The organism is Lysinibacillus sp. FJAT-14222 (genome assembly GCF_001278875.1).
Lineage (GTDB): Bacteria > Bacillota > Bacilli > Bacillales_A > Planococcaceae > Lysinibacillus > Lysinibacillus agricola.
Window position 1 is genome coordinate 1 of sequence record NZ_LIYL01000018.1, and the last position, 16,340, is coordinate 16,340.

Here is a 16,340-nt window from a genome sequence, read left to right on the forward strand (position 1 = left end):
TAAAAGCGTATCATTTCCGAGGACGTAAGAAAGGTGCACGTCAAATTAAAATGACGTTAGAGAATCAATATGGGATTACATATAACTTAAAACGTATTCGCCGCATTATGAAGAAATTCGAGATTGTATGCCCAATTCGAAAAGCGAATCCGGCACGTAGAATGGCCAAAGCGACAAAAGAACATCGTACATGTCCAAATGAATTACAACGTAACTTTAAACAAGGTGTAGCAGGAAAAGTATTATTAACAGATATCACGTATTTGACGTACGGAAACGGCAAACGTGCTTATTTATCAACGATTAAGGACGCTGAGACAAACGAAATTTTAGCGTATGAAGTATCTGCTTCATTAAGTATGGATATCGCGCTCAATACACTTCGTAAATTGAAGCGAAATCACCACCATTTAACGAAAGATGCATTTATTCATTCAGATCAAGGATTCCATTATACGAATCCAAAATTCCAGAAANCCAGAAACTTGTAAATGGGACTAGGGCAATCGATGTCACGCCGAGGAAACTGTTGGGATAACGCCCCTCAAGAATCCTTCTTCGGTCATTTTAAAGATGAAACCAATCTGAAAGAGTGCGAAACATTAGAAGAAGTAAAACGAGAAGTGAAAAGTTATATGATGTATTACAACCATTATCGAGGGCAATGGAACTTGAAAAAGCTGCCGCCTGCAAAATACAGACAGCAGCTTCAGAAGGTTGCCTAGCTTTTTTTCAAAATGTCCTTTACAAAGGGTACACTTTAAAGTTATGAATCAGCTTTTACTATAAACTCTATATAATTAACTTATTCTAGTATGCTTTTGTGCTGCTATTAAATGGTGAATTTATCCATCTCTGCTCTTAGTGCATCAGCAACAGCATTTAGGTCTTTAGCTTTCTCGGAGACAGTCTCGATGCTTTTAAACTGTTCATTTGCGGAAGCGGAAACTTGCTCTGTACCAGCAGAGGTTTCTACTGCAGAAGCAGATATGTTTTGTACGGCACTAATGATTTGCTCCTTGCGTTCATCCATCTCATGAGATAAATGTTTCACCTCTTGTGCCACTTCACTCGTTTGATCAAGAGCTGCCTTTATTGTATTAAAGATCTCACTAGTATCCTCTGTAGCTTTTGCATTTTGTTCAACAATGCTAAGGCTCGTACCAATTTCCTGTACAGCACTTTTAGAAATATCTTGAATTGCGGAGATTTTGTTTTTTATATCTTCAGTAGCTATAGATGTTTGTTCCGATAATTTTCGAATTTCATCAGCAACAACTGCGAAACCTTTCCCTGCTTCGCCCACGCGAGCTGACTCAATGGATGCATTTAAAGCCAATAAATTCGTTTGAGTTGCGATATCTGTAATTGTATTGACAATACTTGATATATCAGATGAAGTTTTATCTACTTCTTGAACGATGTCACTTACCTGTTGTGAAGACTCACGATTCTTCTCTGACCAAATAGAGAGTTGGTTGACGGTTTCTACACCTTGATTACTTAAATGATCAATATCCTCTGTCATGGAAGCGATCATCTCAGTGCGCTCAATAACACGATCAATGTTTCCAGAAAGTTGATCTAATTGTTCAGCGCTTTTTTCTGTATCGTGAGCTTGTTCTTCTGTAGCTTTTGCTATTTCATTAATGGCTAAGCTAATTTCGTCAGTCGTACGTACCGTATCATCTGCTATTTGCATGAGAATCTTGGAGGAATCTGATAACTCAGAGCTAGTATTATGTATGTTGACGGTAACATTCTTTAATGCCGATCGCATGCTAGAGACACCTTTTGCCATGAGACCAATCTCGTCTTGATGATTTAATAGCTTCTCTAATTCTGGATTTTCAGTAAAGTCTAAGCTTGCAGTTTGATGAATGACATTTTCAAGATTCTTAATGGCAGAAACAATACGACCAATAATCCACCACATTAACGCTCCTATAATTAAAAAACTTACTATCCCTGTAATAATCTGATAGCCTAGCACAGAGTTTGTAATAGATTGAATACCGGTTTCGGGTACCCCGATGTCAATAACTCCATAAAGTTCGCCATCTTTATAGACAGGCTCCATTATGTCATATGTCCATATATCTTGAACTTCAGCATACCATCTTGTGAATTGCTTTTTTCCGTTTTTAGCACCATCGATTGTGTATTCATCCTCATACACTTTTCCTAATTTTCCTTTATCACTATGCGCCACCGCTTGAGCATTTTTATCAATGACAATAGCATAAGTCACATTTTCTTGCTGTGCTTTTGACTCCACAAAATCTTGTAATGATGGAATGGGGTCACTCTCAGAATTTAATATGGCTTCTGCTTGTTTTGCAACTTCATAGACCTGTTCATTGGCTTTCTCAATTAAAACTTCTTTACTATTTTTCCCAACAATCCACACACCTAATACGGAATTGAGTACAGACGACAATAACAGCAAACCTAATGTAAAAAACAATAATCGTCGCTTAATACTTTTGTTTTTCATATAGTTTCCCCTTTTGAGTTTTATGGCTCTTTATACCCATAAAAACTCTTTAATTTCTTAAAGTATTATGCAAAAATAACGAAATGTCAATAATAAATTGCGAAACTTGTTACTCAATTCTTGACAAAATGAGGTATAATAGTCCCTTCTTTTTTTTGAATTATGAAGCTTTAAACAGATTGTAAATACCTGTTTTGGGAGATTAAATAGTAAGCTGATAATTTATGATAATAGAGAAACTTTTTATGCAAGAGGAACCAATATAAATCCGATAGAGGAAAACCGTTGTTAATTTAGTATATCAATATAGTGTTTGGAATAAGAAAAACAATTAAGTTTAAATAGTAAGGGCTATGAAAAATATATCGCAAATGTGCTTTTTCTTGTATTTATCGGTAATAAAGCGTGCAGGAATTTATAATATCTCCTTTATATTTCTAATTATATGGTATAATATGGATTAAAATTACAGGGTTATAAGGGGGATTGTTTGATGAAAAGGTATACGGTTTTTGCATAGCAAAGGCTACTGCAATATAAGATAAAGCAAAAATAGCCTTTGCTCTTCCTAAAAAATATTAACATTTAGGAGTGCGAAATGAGCTATAAAAAAGCAAAGCATATTCTACCAGATGAGTTGCTAGAGTTAATACAAGAATATGTTGATGGTGAGTATATTTATATACCGCGAAAAGCAGAATATAAAAAAAGCTGGGGATCCAGTACTGCGACAAGAAAAGAAATGGATGTAAGAAACGCTAATATTTATAACGATTATCTATCGGGAATGAATACGGCTACTTTGGTTGAAAAATATTATTTGTCATCAAAGAGTATCCAAAGAATTGTTCTAAAAGAGAAAAGAAGAAAATAGGCCAGTGTGGTTTTACCGCATTGGCTTATTTTCTTTTATGAAATATGTATGAGGTTTTTTCAGGCAATCTAGGCTAGGTATAATTTAATCAGCTTCTTTTGAATTTTCATCTTTAGATTATTTTGATATTCATTCAAAAAAGGAGAGAGAAAAATGAACTTTACCGAATTATTAGGAACCTCTTTTCCAACAGTACAAACTGAACGCATTATATTAAGAAAGTTGAAGTTGGAGGATGCTCCTGCGTTATTCAATTATTATTCAAATGAAAATGTATATCGTTATCTTGATTGGGATGGACCTGAAACTTTAGAAAAAAGTTATGAAGTAATTCATTTTTGGAACAAAGGCTATGATAAAGGTTGGATTATTCGTTTTGCTATTGCTAACAAAGAAACGGATGAAGTTATTGGTACCATTTTCTTGAGTGAATTTGCAGGCAAACGAGCTGAAATTGGCTATGAATTATCTGAAGAGTATTGGCATCGTGGTATTATGTCGGAAGCTGTTAAAGAAGTATTATCAATAGGATTTAATCAGTTAGGTCTAGTAAGAATACAGGCAATTGTCACGGAAGAAAACATAGCTTCAAAGAAGTTATTGTCGAAATTCAACTTTAAGGAAGAAGGCTGCTTAAGACAGTTTGAATGCCATAGTGTTACGGGTGAATGTAAAGATATGTTGATCTATAGTTTGTTGCATACCGAGTTTTCAAAAAAGAATGAAGGGATTTGATCCTTATTTCAGTTAAATATCAACAAGAACTAGGAGATGGAAGGAGAGCAGCATTATCATTATATTCTCTACAAAGATGAATGGGAAAGTATTAAATAAGCTTATGAGGGGATGAGTTAGCTTGGGAATATCAATTAATAGCTTACGAGAAAGTGACGCAGAAGAATTATTTCAGTTTGAAATGAATAATAGACTATTCTTTGAACAAATGGTACCTAGTCGTGGAGAAGATTATTATAATTTTGAAACGTTTAAAATAAGACATAAAGAGCTTTTAGCAGAACAACAAGAAAATAAATCAAAATTCTACTTAATAAGAGATAACTCAGGCAATATTATTGGAAGAATAAATTTAGTAGATATAGATACACCGAATGATATAGCAGAAGTTGGTTATAGAGTAGGTAAAGAATATGGTGGAAAAGGGATAGGGGCAAAAGCCTTAAAACTACTTTTAGAAACAGAAATTAGTGTGAAAAAAATTAAAGCAAAAACAACAACAAATAATATTGCCTCTCAAAGGGTTCTTGAAAAGAATGGTTTTAAACAAGTGTGTATAGATGATGATGAGTTCGAAATGAATGGCCAAAAGCTACAGTTTATCGAGTACCTTTTGAAACTCTAAAAGCCATGGTGTCTTCTGTTGGTCTTGATGGATAATAAAAATCCTAAGAGGGGTGGTTGAAAGACAGTGTTTGAACGAATCATGATACTTTTTTCAATTATTGCAGCGATACTTTTGTTGATCATTACGGCAAGCTATATTATTCATCAAATACAATTATCAAAGGAAGATAAATTATTTAAGCCAACAGGGAAGATGGTAGAAGTGAATGGTCATCAAATGCATGTGTACATAGAAGGAAACGGAAAAGAAACGCTTGTCTTTATGTCTGGGGGAGGCACGAGTTCACCTGCTTTAGATTTTAAATCATTATATTCCTTGTTAAGCGATAAATATAGAATCGTTGTCGTTGAAAAGGCAGGCTATGGCTTTAGTGACATTACAGATTCTAACCGTGATATTGATGCTATTTTACAAGAAACAAGAGAATCTCTTTTAAAATCAGGTGTTGAAGGACCATATATTCTATTTCCTCATTCGATGTCTGGAATTGAGGCATTGTATTGGGCTCAAGTCTATCCGAATGAAGTTAAGGCAATTATAGGATTGGATATGGCTGTTCCTGCTGCATATAAAGATTATGATATAAATATGCCTCTAGTTCATTTAAGTGCCTTTGCTGCTAATATTGGTTTTACTAGATGGATTCCAAGCCTTTCTGAAAGTGATGCTATAAAATATGGGACTTTGACAGACGAGGAAAAAGAATTGTATAAAGTGATTTTTTATCGTAGAACGGTAACTAAAAATATGGTGAATGAAATTAATCATATTAAGGCAAATGCTGAAAAGGTAGGAGCGGTTGGAATCCCAAATGTTCCAATGCTCTTGTTCTCTTCAAATGGTCAAGGGACAGGTTGGAATGAAGATGAGTGGAATGGATTTCAAAAGGAGTTCATGAGTAAGCATAAAGAAGGCACATTAATAAAATTAGATTGCTCACACTATATTCATGATATTGAATTTAAGCGAATAGCCGATGAGTCAGAAAAATATATAGAGAGTTTAAATCGTTAATTTATGTAGAATCTGCAGAGCGTGTTTTGAAAAGAACATGCTCTGCTTTTATGGGAACAAAAATTTTGTACATACTTGCAGTTAAATAAAACTCCAATCACACTATTTTTTAAAACTCAAAGTGATCCCAGATATAATGTAAGGAATTGACAATTTAATATATTCCTCTGGGGATATATCCATACTATTTTTTCTCCATTCTACAGAAGCACCGTAAATTCCCCAGCTTAGTATGACAGCGGTAGTTTTTAGGGCCGCATCCTCGTTCACATTATTTTGTTTTAATAACAACTTGTAAAAAACGATTTCGAGATGTTCCCTAATAATACGGGAAATGGTATCTTCGTATCCTCTATGACAACGATAAGATAAAGATTTTTGAAAGTCCGTTATGGCTGTGAAAATTTGAATAATCGATTCTTCATTGAGTTCACTTTTTTCGAAGATACTCCAATTTAAATTAACTAATAATACTTCTGATAATACCTTTTCCAATAAGTCATATATATCTTGAAAGTGATAATAGAACGTTGCGCGATTAATCATAGCCTCTGTCGTAATATCTTTAACAGTAATATCCTTAAATTCTTTTTTACTTGAAAGTTCAATGAAAGAATCCATAATTAATTTGCGAGTACGAAGAACACGAAGGTCAGTCTTTGATTGAGTCATTTTGTTGTATCACTCCTACTTTTTAAACAATTTCTTCGATGTGTTGTATATACGACAAATTGAAAGAATTATTGGTACTGATGATCTTCATTATTTACTAAAATACGAGTATAAAGCAAATATGCTTTTTAAAAAAATGATACAGCAAAGTATTGATATTAATAAAGACATGAAAATGAAAGTGGTGAATATGATGACGAACAATAATAATTTAATCTGTGATCTAGAAACAGGAATGTGTGGTGTTTCAGAAGATGATGAAATGCAGGTAATTGATTTCAATCAGAAAAGTAAATCGATTGATTTATATTATGTGACAGATCCAATCTGCTCGCACTGTTGGGCATTAGAGCCAGTTCTGCGGCGCTTTGTAGAGCAGTACGGCCATTATGTCAATTTCCATACTACAATGGGAGGTTTGCTAGAAAAATGGACTGGTTTTGCTGATGTATCTAATGGTATATCAAGTCCATCAGATGTTGCTGGACATTGGAGAGAGGTTGGCGAGCATAGTCGTATGCCGATTGATGGAACGCTTTGGTTTGAAAATCCTATTCAATCATCTTATCCTCCCTCTAGAGTCTTTAAAGTGATTCAACAGCAAAATGAGGATTTAGCAAATATATTTTTGCGTCGTACAAGAGAAGCCGTTTTCGTATTTAATCAAAATATTGCAGAGAAGTCTGTTTTATTTGAAATCGTTAATCATCTTGGACTTGATGGAGAAAAGGTTTTAAAAAAGGCTGAACTACCGATTGGACAGCAATTATTAACTGAAGATTTTGCGCTAGCTTCACAACTAGGCGTTAGAGGATTTCCAACCATTATCATGTTGAACGAAGAAAATAAAGGTGTGAAAATTGTTGGTAGCCGAACGTTAGATTCTTATATTGCTGGACTAAAGCAGGTTCTTAGTTTAGATGAACTACAGCCAAAACAACAACCGGCACTTTTGAGTTTGCTAGAGAAAGAAAAGCTTCTTTTTTCGAAAGAAGTTGAAGTGATGTATGATATTGAACAAAAAGATATCAACAAATTTGTTGATAAAGAGCTTTCATCAACAGCTTATGATGCGAAAGAAATACTTGGTGAAACTTATTTTGTAAATAAATAAAAGAGTCACTTTTGTATAAAACTAATTGTAATTAATCAAAAAGGGAGTTTTAATCATGAAATATTTATTGCAAGTTGATTTTACAATGGACGGGCCATTCGGTGAAGAAATGTCCGAGGCATTCGTTGATTTAGCGAAAAGTATTAACGAAGAGTCAGGTATGATTTGGAAGATTTGGACCGAGAATGCGGCGACTAAAGAAGCTGGTGGGATATATTTATTTGAAACCAAAACAGATGCTGAGAAATATTTAACTATGCATTCAGAACGATTAACAAGTTTCGGTATTACCGATATTCGTGGGAAGATATTCGAAGTGAATGAGGCATTATCAACAATTAATAAAGCTCCAATCAACTAAATATTTTAAAACAGAAAACATGGGATTGGAATTTAGCAATCTCATGTTTTCGCTTTTTTGTTTTCAAATAATAATTTATGACTTGCAAAATATGTCCATTGTGTATATATTGTATATAAAGTATATATACATTATTTCAAAAAGGAGCATTTGCCTTAAAGAGCTCAAGGAAATGCTTACATTATTGTATAGGAGGATGGATGATGGAAAATGTTATTGAATTACAGCATGTTCATAAATCTTTTAAAGGATTTCAAATAAAGGATTTTTCTATTAACGTAAAAAAGGGCTTTGTAACTGGATTTATCGGGGGAAATGGTGCAGGGAAATCTACAACAATAAAATTGATTATGAACTTACTAAGGCAGGATAGTGGTACTGTTTCAGTGTTTGGGATGGATTATAAGAAGCATGAAAAAGAAATAAAGGAACGTATTGGTTTTGTCTATGATGAAAATGTCTTTTATGAATATGTAACGTTAAAGGATATGAAAAGGATTATTAAACCAGCCTATAAAAACTGGGATGATGACGCTTTTCAACGTTATGTCGATCAGTTCGAACTACCACTAAACAAAAATATGAAGACCTTTTCGAAGGGAATGAAGATGAAAGCTTCGTTAGCCATAGCTCTAGCTCATCATGCAGAATTAATTATTATGGATGAGCCAACTGCGGGGCTCGATCCGATATTTCGTAGAGAGCTACTAAATATTCTACATGAATTAATGCAAGATGAAGATAAAACGATTTTCTTCTCGACACACATAACAACAGATTTAGATCGAATTGCGGATTATATTACCTTTGTTCATAATGGCGAGCATATATTCACGAAGGAATTTTATAAGATTGAAGAGGAGTATGCCATTGTTAAAGGGACATTGAATCTATTGGATCAGGAAACGGAACGAGAGTTTGTTGCAATCCGAAAAACGAATACAGGCTTTGAGGCATTAACGGCTGATAAAAATCGTGTGGTAAACATATTTGGGGATTCTGTCATTGTGGAAAAGCCAACGCTTGAAGATATTATGTTCTATACGAAAAAGGGGTGGTAATGGGATGGTTAATCTAATACTTAAGGATGTTTTAATACAAAAGAAATTAATTTTATTTTACATTGCTACCATTATACTTTATTTATTTATAGATGTGTCTCTAGTAATGATAGGATTCTTATATAGTATGGCGTTTATTACTATGTCCTTTTCTTACGATGAAAAAGATAACGCTAATATTTTGCTTAATTCATTGCCATATACGAGAAAGGAAATTGTTAGTTCGAAATATATAGGCTCGTTGGTGCATACATTACTAATTATATCCATTACTTATATAGGTAATTTCTTCTTAAACGGAAAAGAGGTATTGTTTTTATGGAAAGATATATTGCTAATTATCGGTCTTGTTACGGTCGCTTTGTCATTTATACTGCCAATCTGTTATAAATTTAAAACACAATCTTTAATGATTGGTGTAGGTACTTTATTTGGTATATATATGGTAGCCATTAAATTTTTACCCCCTAGTCTTAAGGAGACATTAAAAAAACCGATACAAAAGTTCATGACTTTACAAGAAACGCAAATGTATTTTGTAGCTATCCTTACGATCATTATTTTATATGTTGGATCGTGGCTAGTATCTATTCGTATATATACGAGAAAGGTTTTTTAAAATAAAACAGCTTGAGCCCAGTGATGTAGGCTCAAGCTGTTAAAGTGCGCTTAAATACAAGGTCCCATATAATAAAATCTGAGTATCGGTGATGTAACAAATAACAGTATACAAGCTTTTAACTTATTCAATAAACCTAAGATAATTTTCGTGAGGCAGAAAATTATACTCAAAACAATAGACAATGTAATCTTTATGTGGAAAGACATTATAAATCTGAATTGCTTTATATTTCCCTGAATGTCCAAGCGTAAGTACAGCTGACGAATAATTAGCATGGTGAAATATACATCTAAATGCTAACGGAATAATCAACGTCATCTGTGCTGATCACATAAAAATAAAGAAGAGGTATTTGCATGCAAATTATTATTTCAAACAGTTCAAAGGAGCCGATTTATGAGCAGATTCATGCTCAAATCAAAAAGCTTATTCTAACAGGTGACTTACAAGAGGGGCAGTCATTGCCGTCTATGCGCCAACTTGCAGAGGATTTAGAAATTAGCGTTATTACAACAAAACGTGCTTATGAAGAGCTAGAGAAAAACGGGTTTATTTATTCTATTGTGGGAAAAGGTTCGTTCATCTCAGAACAAAATAAGGAAATGATGAGAGAAAGAAAAATAAAGGTAGTCGAAGAAAATTTGTTGATCGCTATCCAAAACGCGAAAGAAATGAATATTAGCTTAGCAGAACTCAAGGAAATGCTCACACTATTATATTCAGAGGATGAGTGATAAAGACAGCTACTGAAATCGAGCAGCAAACATATTTTTGAGATACGGTTGGTAAAAAAGCCTACGCTCGAAGATAGATGCATTATACGAAAAAAGGGTGGTAATTGTATGATTAACCTAATACTTAAGGATGTTTTAATACAGAAGAAATTAATTTTATTTTACATTGCTACTATAATAATCTACTTATTGGCAGGTACATCCCCCCAAATATTTTTGGGATTTCTGTATAGTGTAATATTTATACTAAATGCTTTCGCTTACGATGAAAAAGACAACGTTAATATTCTGCTCCTTTCGCTACCGTATACGCGAAAGGAAATTGTTAGCTCAAAATATATAGGTGCACTGATATTTACAACAATATTTATATTCATCATTTATATTGGCAATTTCTTCTTAAATGGAAAAGAGACCTTGTTTATATGGAAAGAAATGCTGCTTATTATTGGTCTTGTTATGATCGCTATGTCATTCATGTTTCCATTTTCCTATAAATTTAAAACGCAATATTTACTGATTGCTTCAGGTGCTTTATTTGGTATCTATTTGTTAACAATTAAATTTTTTATTCCTAATTTCAATAGTAAATTAGGAGAATTAATGCAGAGATTCTTGACTTTACAAGAAACGCAAATGTATTTTATAGCTAGCATTACGGTTATTATTTTATATATTGGGTCGTGGTTATTGTCTATTTTTATATATGAGAGAAAAGCTTTTTAAAATAAAACGGCTTGAGCTCAGGCTCAAACCGTTTTTGTACGCTTAAACGCAAGCTTCCATAGAACGAAATTCGTGATGACAAGCACGAGTAAGTAAATGATTGCCCCATAAGAAACATGAGCTGTCAGGAAGTAATGCAGTCCAGCCAGAACACCTAATGGGATAAGCAATATAACAGTTTTCCAGCTCTGGGCATCGCCAACTTCATTATAGGGCTTTGTGAAAGGAATCTTGCTTCCCATGCCGATGTAACAAATGACGGTGTACATGCAGCTTGCCACTAAAACACTCAGTAAATCTGGGATAATTCTCGTACCATAAATGAAGCAGAAAATGATACTTAGAACAATATATAACGGACTATACAACTTAATCAAAAATGCTTTTAAGCTACCTTTTTTCAAGTCTGTATAATCTTTGATTGGAAAGACTTTATAGATCCAAGCGGCTTTATATTTTCCCGAATATCCGAGCAAAAGCACAGCTGACGGAATAATTAGCATGCTGAAATAAATATTTAAATAACTCATGCTAACGGTATAATCAATAGCTTCGGACCTTGAAAAAGAAAACATAAAAATAAATGGAATGACAAAAGAAAATCCTAAAGATGGATATACTTTTAGTTTAAACTCTCGCTCCTGTTTCATCATAAGGGAGGCGAAGCGGTAGAAAGCTCTTTCTTCATTCGTTCTACAAATGGTTTTTAACAAAAGCGTTTTAAGTCGATTGTTCTTTTCTTTTTTCGATTTGCTTGTGTTTAATAGTTTTTGCAGATTACGTTCAAAGGTTGGAATTAGCTTTAGGTAAAGCCATATCGAGATGATTGGCATGACGACAGCCAAAATACTGAATATCACTGTAAATAAAGAGACGTCACCGTTTAGCAGTAACTCATAAGGAGCGGCAAACCACATAGGAATGAGAAAAACACTCCACCAATGAAATGTTACAACCATATCAAAATTGACGAATTCAAAGGATCTAATAAGAACTTGATAGCCAATCATCAGCATTAAGGATAAGCCAATTTGTACATAATTGATGATATCTTTCAGCTTTTCTCCATCAAAGAATCTTAAAATAGCAATATATAAAACAGCCGTTAAAACAACAATAAAAATATTAATTAAAACTAGTAAGAGCAACGTTAAAATAAAGAATACAATTCCTTGTCTGAATAGGCCAACGACTAGGGAGATGGCTGTAAAAGCAATCGTTAAATACGTTAAGTAGATGAAAATATGCATAAACTTGGCCGCATTGATCGTTCTAGCAGAGATAGGCTTGGTCGAGAGAATGCTTCTGTCCCGTACATCCAAAAGTACGGAAGAAAAATCAGAAATCAATGTTGTCATGATGATAAAAATAATCATGGCATAAGCAATACTCATCTGGAAAAGATAGTTTTGACCAAATCCCATAAAAGGAATTAACATAAGCCCAAATAAAACATAAATCCATAAAGATTTGATGTAGCCGTATTTTTGCTCTTCCTTGTTTTTATTGGATGCTTGGTTAAATATTGTTGGTACTTTGCGTTCATCCATTGTTAGTTTAATATGGAGGATCTTTCGCATGATTTCGTAATCGACACCCATTTTCACAAAGATAAATTGAATTTTATCAAGCACTTGTAGGATTTTGAAATCTTTCATGATCATACCTCTTGTACAATAGAAACGAATTTCTCACCAATTTCCTGATGATCATGGAAGCCTGTCAATTGGTTGAAAATTCTTTCCAGAGTTCCTTCAGTATTGTCTGCCTGTAGTTGAGCAAATGTCCCGTCGGCAGCGATTTTTCCATCATTCAACAGGATGATGCGACTACTGATTTTTTCGACAACATCCATGATATGAGAGGAATAAAATATCGTTTTTCCTTGGGCAGCCAATTGAGTCAAAATCTCCTTGAAGATCATTACACTATTCGCATCCAGCCCATTAATTGGTTCATCCAAGAACAGAAGATCTGGATTATGTATAAGGCTGGCGATAATCAGCAGTTTTTGCCGCATTCCTTTTGAATAAGAAGATATTCTTGCATGATACGCTTCTCCAACACCGAATAATTCCATTAAGGATTTTGATTTATCAGCAGCGACTTCTAATTCAAGTCCATACAGCTGGCCGATAAAGGTTAAATACTCATAACCAGTTAAATTATCATAAACATCTGCTATTTCAGGTACATAGCCAATTTTTCGTTTATATTCAATTTGATCCTGTCCGATATTCTCTCCGAAAAGCTTAATTTCTCCACCGTAATCGCCCTCAAGCCCTAAAATAATTTTAACAGTTGTACTTTTACCCGCGCCGTTCGGACCGATATAGCCAATTATTTCTCCTCTTGATACGTGCAAGTCGATTCCTTTTAATATTTCTTTGCTACCATAACTCTTCGTCAAATTCGTAATCGTCAAGATTTCTTCCATTTTGCAACTCCTTTCTGTTTTCCTGTAGTAACAGGCAGTAACAATTGGTGGAGGGTGAAGAAGCCCCCCGTCGATTAAAGTTTCACTTTATCTTATGTTTAGTGTAATTGAATTAGAGAAAATATCCATAATTATAATATTTCATTTAAAAATGCAGAAATATCCCTTTTTAGAAATGGAGTCGATTCATTCCCAGTACCGCGCATCTTTGCTTTATAATAAAGAGAAAGAATATTTCGTCTCTTGAAAATGCGATAAGTGTAAATGGGGGGGCGTAAAATGTTAGTCAATTCAAATGAACAATTGCTAGTTGTATTAGATAATTTATTATGTGAACCACAGAAATTTTGGAATGAATTTTATGATCAAACATTCAAAAAGGTACCTTTTTTGTTAATAAGCCTGATGGAAATTTAGTAAGCTATTTTGAAAAAAAGACGATCCGTCCAAATAAGGTTTTGGAGCTAGGTTGTGGTGCAGGGCGAAATGCCATTTACTTAGCAAAACAAGGTTGTTCAGTTGTTGGTGTCGATTTATCGGATAAAGCATTGCAATGGGCGCAAAAAAGGGTTGATGAAGCAAACGTAAGTGTAGAATTAATTTGTGCCAATATTTTTGAGTTGAATTTACAAGAAGAGAGCTTTGATTTTGTATATGATTCAGGCTGTTTTCACTACATAGCCCCTCATCGTCTTGTGACGTATATTGAAATGATTCATAAATTATTAAAGCCTAATGGTTACTTCGCTTTATGCACATTTGAGGAACATGGTGTATATGGTGGTTCTGCCATTTCAGATGAAGAAGTTTATATAAAACGTAGCTTAGAAGGCGGACTAGGGTATACAAAAAATCAACTAAAAGAAGTGTTTCAATCATTTGAAGAAATTGAAATACGGAAAATGATAGCCATGTCTGATGAAGAGCAGTTTTTCGGTTTAGAAGGATTTTTAGTAGGTTTATTTAAAAAGAATTTATGAGGAGAGAAGCTAATGAGGAAGATTAAGGTTCAACTTTCCGAATATAATCCAAATTGGGAACAACAATATGAAGTTGAACAAAAAGGAATTGAAAAAGCTTTAGGTGATAGTGCTATTCGTATTGAGCATATCGGAAGTACATCGATAAAGAGACTAAAAGCGAAACCAATTATTGATATTCTTGTTGGTGTACAGAGTTTAGATGAAGTGCCGAGCTTCATAGATGCTTTAAGGGAAATTGACTATGAATATGTTCCGAAAATAAAGTTTAAGGATAGAAAATTTTTTAGAAAGGGATTGTGGGGGCAGGGAACAATCCATTTACATATTTGTGAATACAACAGTAATGAATGGACTGAAAAATTACTTTTCCGTGATTACCTTAGATCATATCCCCAAGCAGCAAATGAATATGCGGTATTAAAAAATCAATTAGCGTCTAAATATCGATTCGATCGATCGACATATACAAAGGAAAAAGAGCCTTTTATCCAAATGATTATTCAAAAAGCTAAGATGTTGTGAATAAAAGGCTTTGAGGTTAGGTACATGTATCACCATTCCTCTAGTACTCACCGGGTAAAAAGAAGGGATGGTAACACAAGTGAAATAGTTTGTATTGAAAATTAAAAACTGCTCGTAACTTAAGAATATGAGTTATGACGCAGTTTTTATATCATACTGTTAAAGGTTGTGAAGCTAAAAAGGAGCATCAGCTAATCTGACAGAAACATCACCTTTAAATTTTCTACCATCAGATGTTGATACTATTATTTTATGATCACCAGCAACAGCTGCTGATTGAGTCCATACGTTAGATGCATTAGCAGATAAATTATAATCTTGAGTGTAACCATTCTGTTGAATTTGAACTTTCACCTTTGTCCCTGTAGCATTTTTAACATAAAATCTATAATACTTCCAACCTTTTGGTTGTGACCAAGTTCTTTCATAAGTACCATTACTTTGACTGATATTCACGTCAGAAATAACCAAATTTTGTGATCTTACTTGAATGTTTTCAATAGCATCGCTCTGTACAGCATCTGGTTCAATAGCATCTGCATTTGATTCAATAGCATCGCCCTGTACAGCATCAGTATCAGCATTTGCATAAACACTAACTCCACCAATACCTAATATTGCTCCTACAATCATTAAAGATAATACCTTATTAAGTTTCATAAATCTCTCTCCTTCCAAATTAATAATTTACAGTAAATTATTTAGAATATGGTGTATCCGTAATAGGACTTAAGGCATCTACAAATTTAGCTGTTTCACTCAATGTAAAAACTTCTTGATTTGTTAAGTTATTAGAGATACCAAGTACGGATATTGCATAACCATTACCCAAAAAACTGTACTGTGCTACCTCTGATGAAGGATAATTATCATGATAAGTTTTAGATAAATCACCACTTTGAGGATTAAATAAATCCTCTGTATAATAAATACTGTGTTCCCATGTATTGTTGGATTTACTTGCAGCCGCGCTAATACTTAAAATTATAACTACACCTTTTTCTGGATTTTTATAAACATACTTTTTATTTCTTTGATAGAGGCCTTGTTTACCTAAGCTTTCATCTTTACCTGTAATACTAACTGGTACAACGACAATATCCCCTTTTTCACCTAATATTTCCTCATAACCTGGAAAAGTAAATTCATCAGTAATTTTCTCATTGATTTTATTAAAACTAGAAAAATCAAATTCTTCATCGATGGAATCATTATTTGAACTTCCATCAGCATCTGATTTTGAATAATAAATTACAAGGGATATTAAAAATACTACTGCGATAGTGAGAGTTAATATTGTTTTTCTCATGTAATCACACCCCTACAATTATCCAGATGAAAGATAGAATTGATAATAAAT

The 16,340-nt window shown here is 33.6% G+C and carries 20 protein-coding genes and 1 pseudogene; 15 read left to right on the top strand and 6 right to left on the bottom strand.

Annotated features, from left to right (window positions below; translation table 11 throughout):
* Together AN161_RS07755 and AN161_RS30545 are read left to right on the top strand one after the other, a co-directional pair.
* Positions 1-476: IS3 family transposase (locus tag AN161_RS07755; protein ID WP_241774524.1), on the top strand; the 476-nt coding region annotated here is incomplete at both ends.
* A gap of 1 nt (position 477) precedes the next feature.
* Positions 478-725, top strand: a pseudogene (locus AN161_RS30545) (IS3 family transposase); the annotation flags it as partial.
* Positions 726-832: 107 nt separating this feature from the next.
* Here AN161_RS30545 and AN161_RS07760 read toward each other — a convergent pair.
* Positions 833-2,497 carry a methyl-accepting chemotaxis protein gene (locus AN161_RS07760; RefSeq protein WP_053593795.1) on the bottom strand — a complete coding sequence of 555 codons (1,665 nt, stop codon included), beginning with the start codon at positions 2,495-2,497 and terminating at the stop codon, positions 833-835.
* Positions 2,498-3,095: 598 nt separating this feature from the next.
* Between AN161_RS07760 and AN161_RS07765 the strand changes: the two genes are divergently transcribed.
* The 4 genes from AN161_RS07765 to AN161_RS07780 all read left to right on the top strand — a co-directional run bounded on the left by AN161_RS07765 (position 3,096) and on the right by AN161_RS07780 (position 5,748).
* Entirely contained in the window at positions 3,096-3,371 is a 276-nt protein-coding gene (locus tag AN161_RS07765; RefSeq protein WP_053593796.1) for a CD3324 family protein, read from the top strand.
* Between the two features lie 153 nt (positions 3,372-3,524).
* On the top strand, positions 3,525-4,106 hold the full coding sequence (locus tag AN161_RS07770) for a GNAT family protein (protein WP_053593797.1): 582 nt from the start codon (positions 3,525-3,527) through the stop codon (positions 4,104-4,106).
* A 121-nt stretch (positions 4,107-4,227) separates the two neighbouring features.
* Entirely contained in the window at positions 4,228-4,731 is a 504-nt protein-coding gene (locus AN161_RS07775) for a GNAT family N-acetyltransferase (protein WP_053593798.1), read from the top strand.
* A 66-nt stretch (positions 4,732-4,797) separates the two neighbouring features.
* Complete coding sequence (locus AN161_RS07780; protein ID WP_241774525.1) at positions 4,798-5,748, top strand: alpha/beta hydrolase; 951 nt, start codon at positions 4,798-4,800, stop codon at positions 5,746-5,748.
* A 102-nt stretch (positions 5,749-5,850) separates the two neighbouring features.
* Here AN161_RS07780 and AN161_RS07785 read toward each other — a convergent pair whose 3' ends face one another.
* Positions 5,851-6,420, bottom strand: a complete 570-nt coding sequence (locus tag AN161_RS07785; RefSeq protein ID WP_053593799.1) for a TetR/AcrR family transcriptional regulator — start codon at positions 6,418-6,420, stop codon at positions 5,851-5,853.
* 193 nt (positions 6,421-6,613) lie between these two features.
* Here AN161_RS07785 and AN161_RS07790 point away from each other — a divergent pair, with 193 nt between their 5' ends.
* The 6 genes from AN161_RS07790 (at position 6,614) to AN161_RS07815 (ending at position 11,038) form a co-directional block, all read left to right on the top strand.
* Complete coding sequence (locus AN161_RS07790; RefSeq protein ID WP_053594027.1) at positions 6,614-7,534, top strand: DsbA family protein; 921 nt, start codon at positions 6,614-6,616, stop codon at positions 7,532-7,534.
* A gap of 55 nt (positions 7,535-7,589) precedes the next feature.
* A complete protein-coding gene (locus tag AN161_RS07795) occupies positions 7,590-7,895 on the top strand; it encodes a monooxygenase (protein WP_053593800.1) in 306 nt (101 codons plus the stop codon).
* Positions 7,896-8,098: 203 nt separating this feature from the next.
* On the top strand, positions 8,099-8,956 hold the full coding sequence (locus AN161_RS07800; protein ID WP_053593801.1) for an ABC transporter ATP-binding protein: 858 nt from the start codon (positions 8,099-8,101) through the stop codon (positions 8,954-8,956).
* Between the two features lie 4 nt (positions 8,957-8,960).
* Positions 8,961-9,575: an ABC-2 transporter permease gene (locus AN161_RS07805; RefSeq protein WP_053593802.1), complete on the top strand. Its 615-nt coding sequence runs from the start codon at positions 8,961-8,963 to the stop codon at positions 9,573-9,575.
* 359 nt (positions 9,576-9,934) lie between these two features.
* Complete coding sequence (locus AN161_RS07810; RefSeq protein ID WP_053593803.1) at positions 9,935-10,312, top strand: GntR family transcriptional regulator; 378 nt, start codon at positions 9,935-9,937, stop codon at positions 10,310-10,312.
* A gap of 108 nt (positions 10,313-10,420) precedes the next feature.
* On the top strand, positions 10,421-11,038 hold the full coding sequence (locus tag AN161_RS07815) for an ABC-2 transporter permease (protein ID WP_053593804.1): 618 nt from the start codon (positions 10,421-10,423) through the stop codon (positions 11,036-11,038).
* 23 nt (positions 11,039-11,061) lie between these two features.
* Here the strand turns inward: AN161_RS07815 and AN161_RS07820 are convergent, their stop codons facing one another.
* Together AN161_RS07820 and AN161_RS07825 are read right to left on the bottom strand one after the other, a co-directional pair.
* Positions 11,062-12,696 carry a hypothetical protein gene (locus AN161_RS07820; RefSeq protein WP_053593805.1) on the bottom strand — a complete coding sequence of 545 codons (1,635 nt, stop codon included), beginning with the start codon at positions 12,694-12,696 and terminating at the stop codon, positions 11,062-11,064.
* A 2-nt stretch (positions 12,697-12,698) separates the two neighbouring features.
* Complete coding sequence (locus AN161_RS07825; RefSeq protein WP_053593806.1) at positions 12,699-13,475, bottom strand: ABC transporter ATP-binding protein; 777 nt, start codon at positions 13,473-13,475, stop codon at positions 12,699-12,701.
* A gap of 279 nt (positions 13,476-13,754) precedes the next feature.
* Here AN161_RS07825 and AN161_RS31245 point away from each other — a divergent pair, with 279 nt between their 5' ends.
* Genes AN161_RS31245 through AN161_RS07835 form a run of 3 tightly spaced genes read left to right on the top strand, consistent with a single transcriptional unit; the run spans position 13,755 to position 14,980 of the window.
* Positions 13,755-13,892: a hypothetical protein gene (locus AN161_RS31245; RefSeq protein WP_343069230.1), complete on the top strand. Its 138-nt coding sequence runs from the start codon at positions 13,755-13,757 to the stop codon at positions 13,890-13,892.
* A gap of 41 nt (positions 13,893-13,933) precedes the next feature.
* Complete coding sequence (locus tag AN161_RS07830; RefSeq protein WP_343069229.1) at positions 13,934-14,455, top strand: class I SAM-dependent methyltransferase; 522 nt, start codon at positions 13,934-13,936, stop codon at positions 14,453-14,455.
* 12 nt (positions 14,456-14,467) lie between these two features.
* Positions 14,468-14,980 (top strand): GrpB family protein, encoded by a 513-nt coding sequence (locus tag AN161_RS07835; protein WP_053593807.1) that lies wholly within the window; start codon positions 14,468-14,470, stop codon positions 14,978-14,980.
* 174 nt (positions 14,981-15,154) lie between these two features.
* Here AN161_RS07835 and AN161_RS07840 read toward each other — a convergent pair whose 3' ends face one another.
* Both AN161_RS07840 and AN161_RS07845 read right to left on the bottom strand, forming a co-directional pair.
* Positions 15,155-15,640 (bottom strand): hypothetical protein, encoded by a 486-nt coding sequence (locus tag AN161_RS07840; protein ID WP_053593808.1) that lies wholly within the window; start codon positions 15,638-15,640, stop codon positions 15,155-15,157.
* A gap of 37 nt (positions 15,641-15,677) precedes the next feature.
* Positions 15,678-16,289 (bottom strand): hypothetical protein, encoded by a 612-nt coding sequence (locus AN161_RS07845; protein ID WP_053593809.1) that lies wholly within the window; start codon positions 16,287-16,289, stop codon positions 15,678-15,680.
* Positions 16,290-16,340 lie beyond the last annotated feature (51 nt).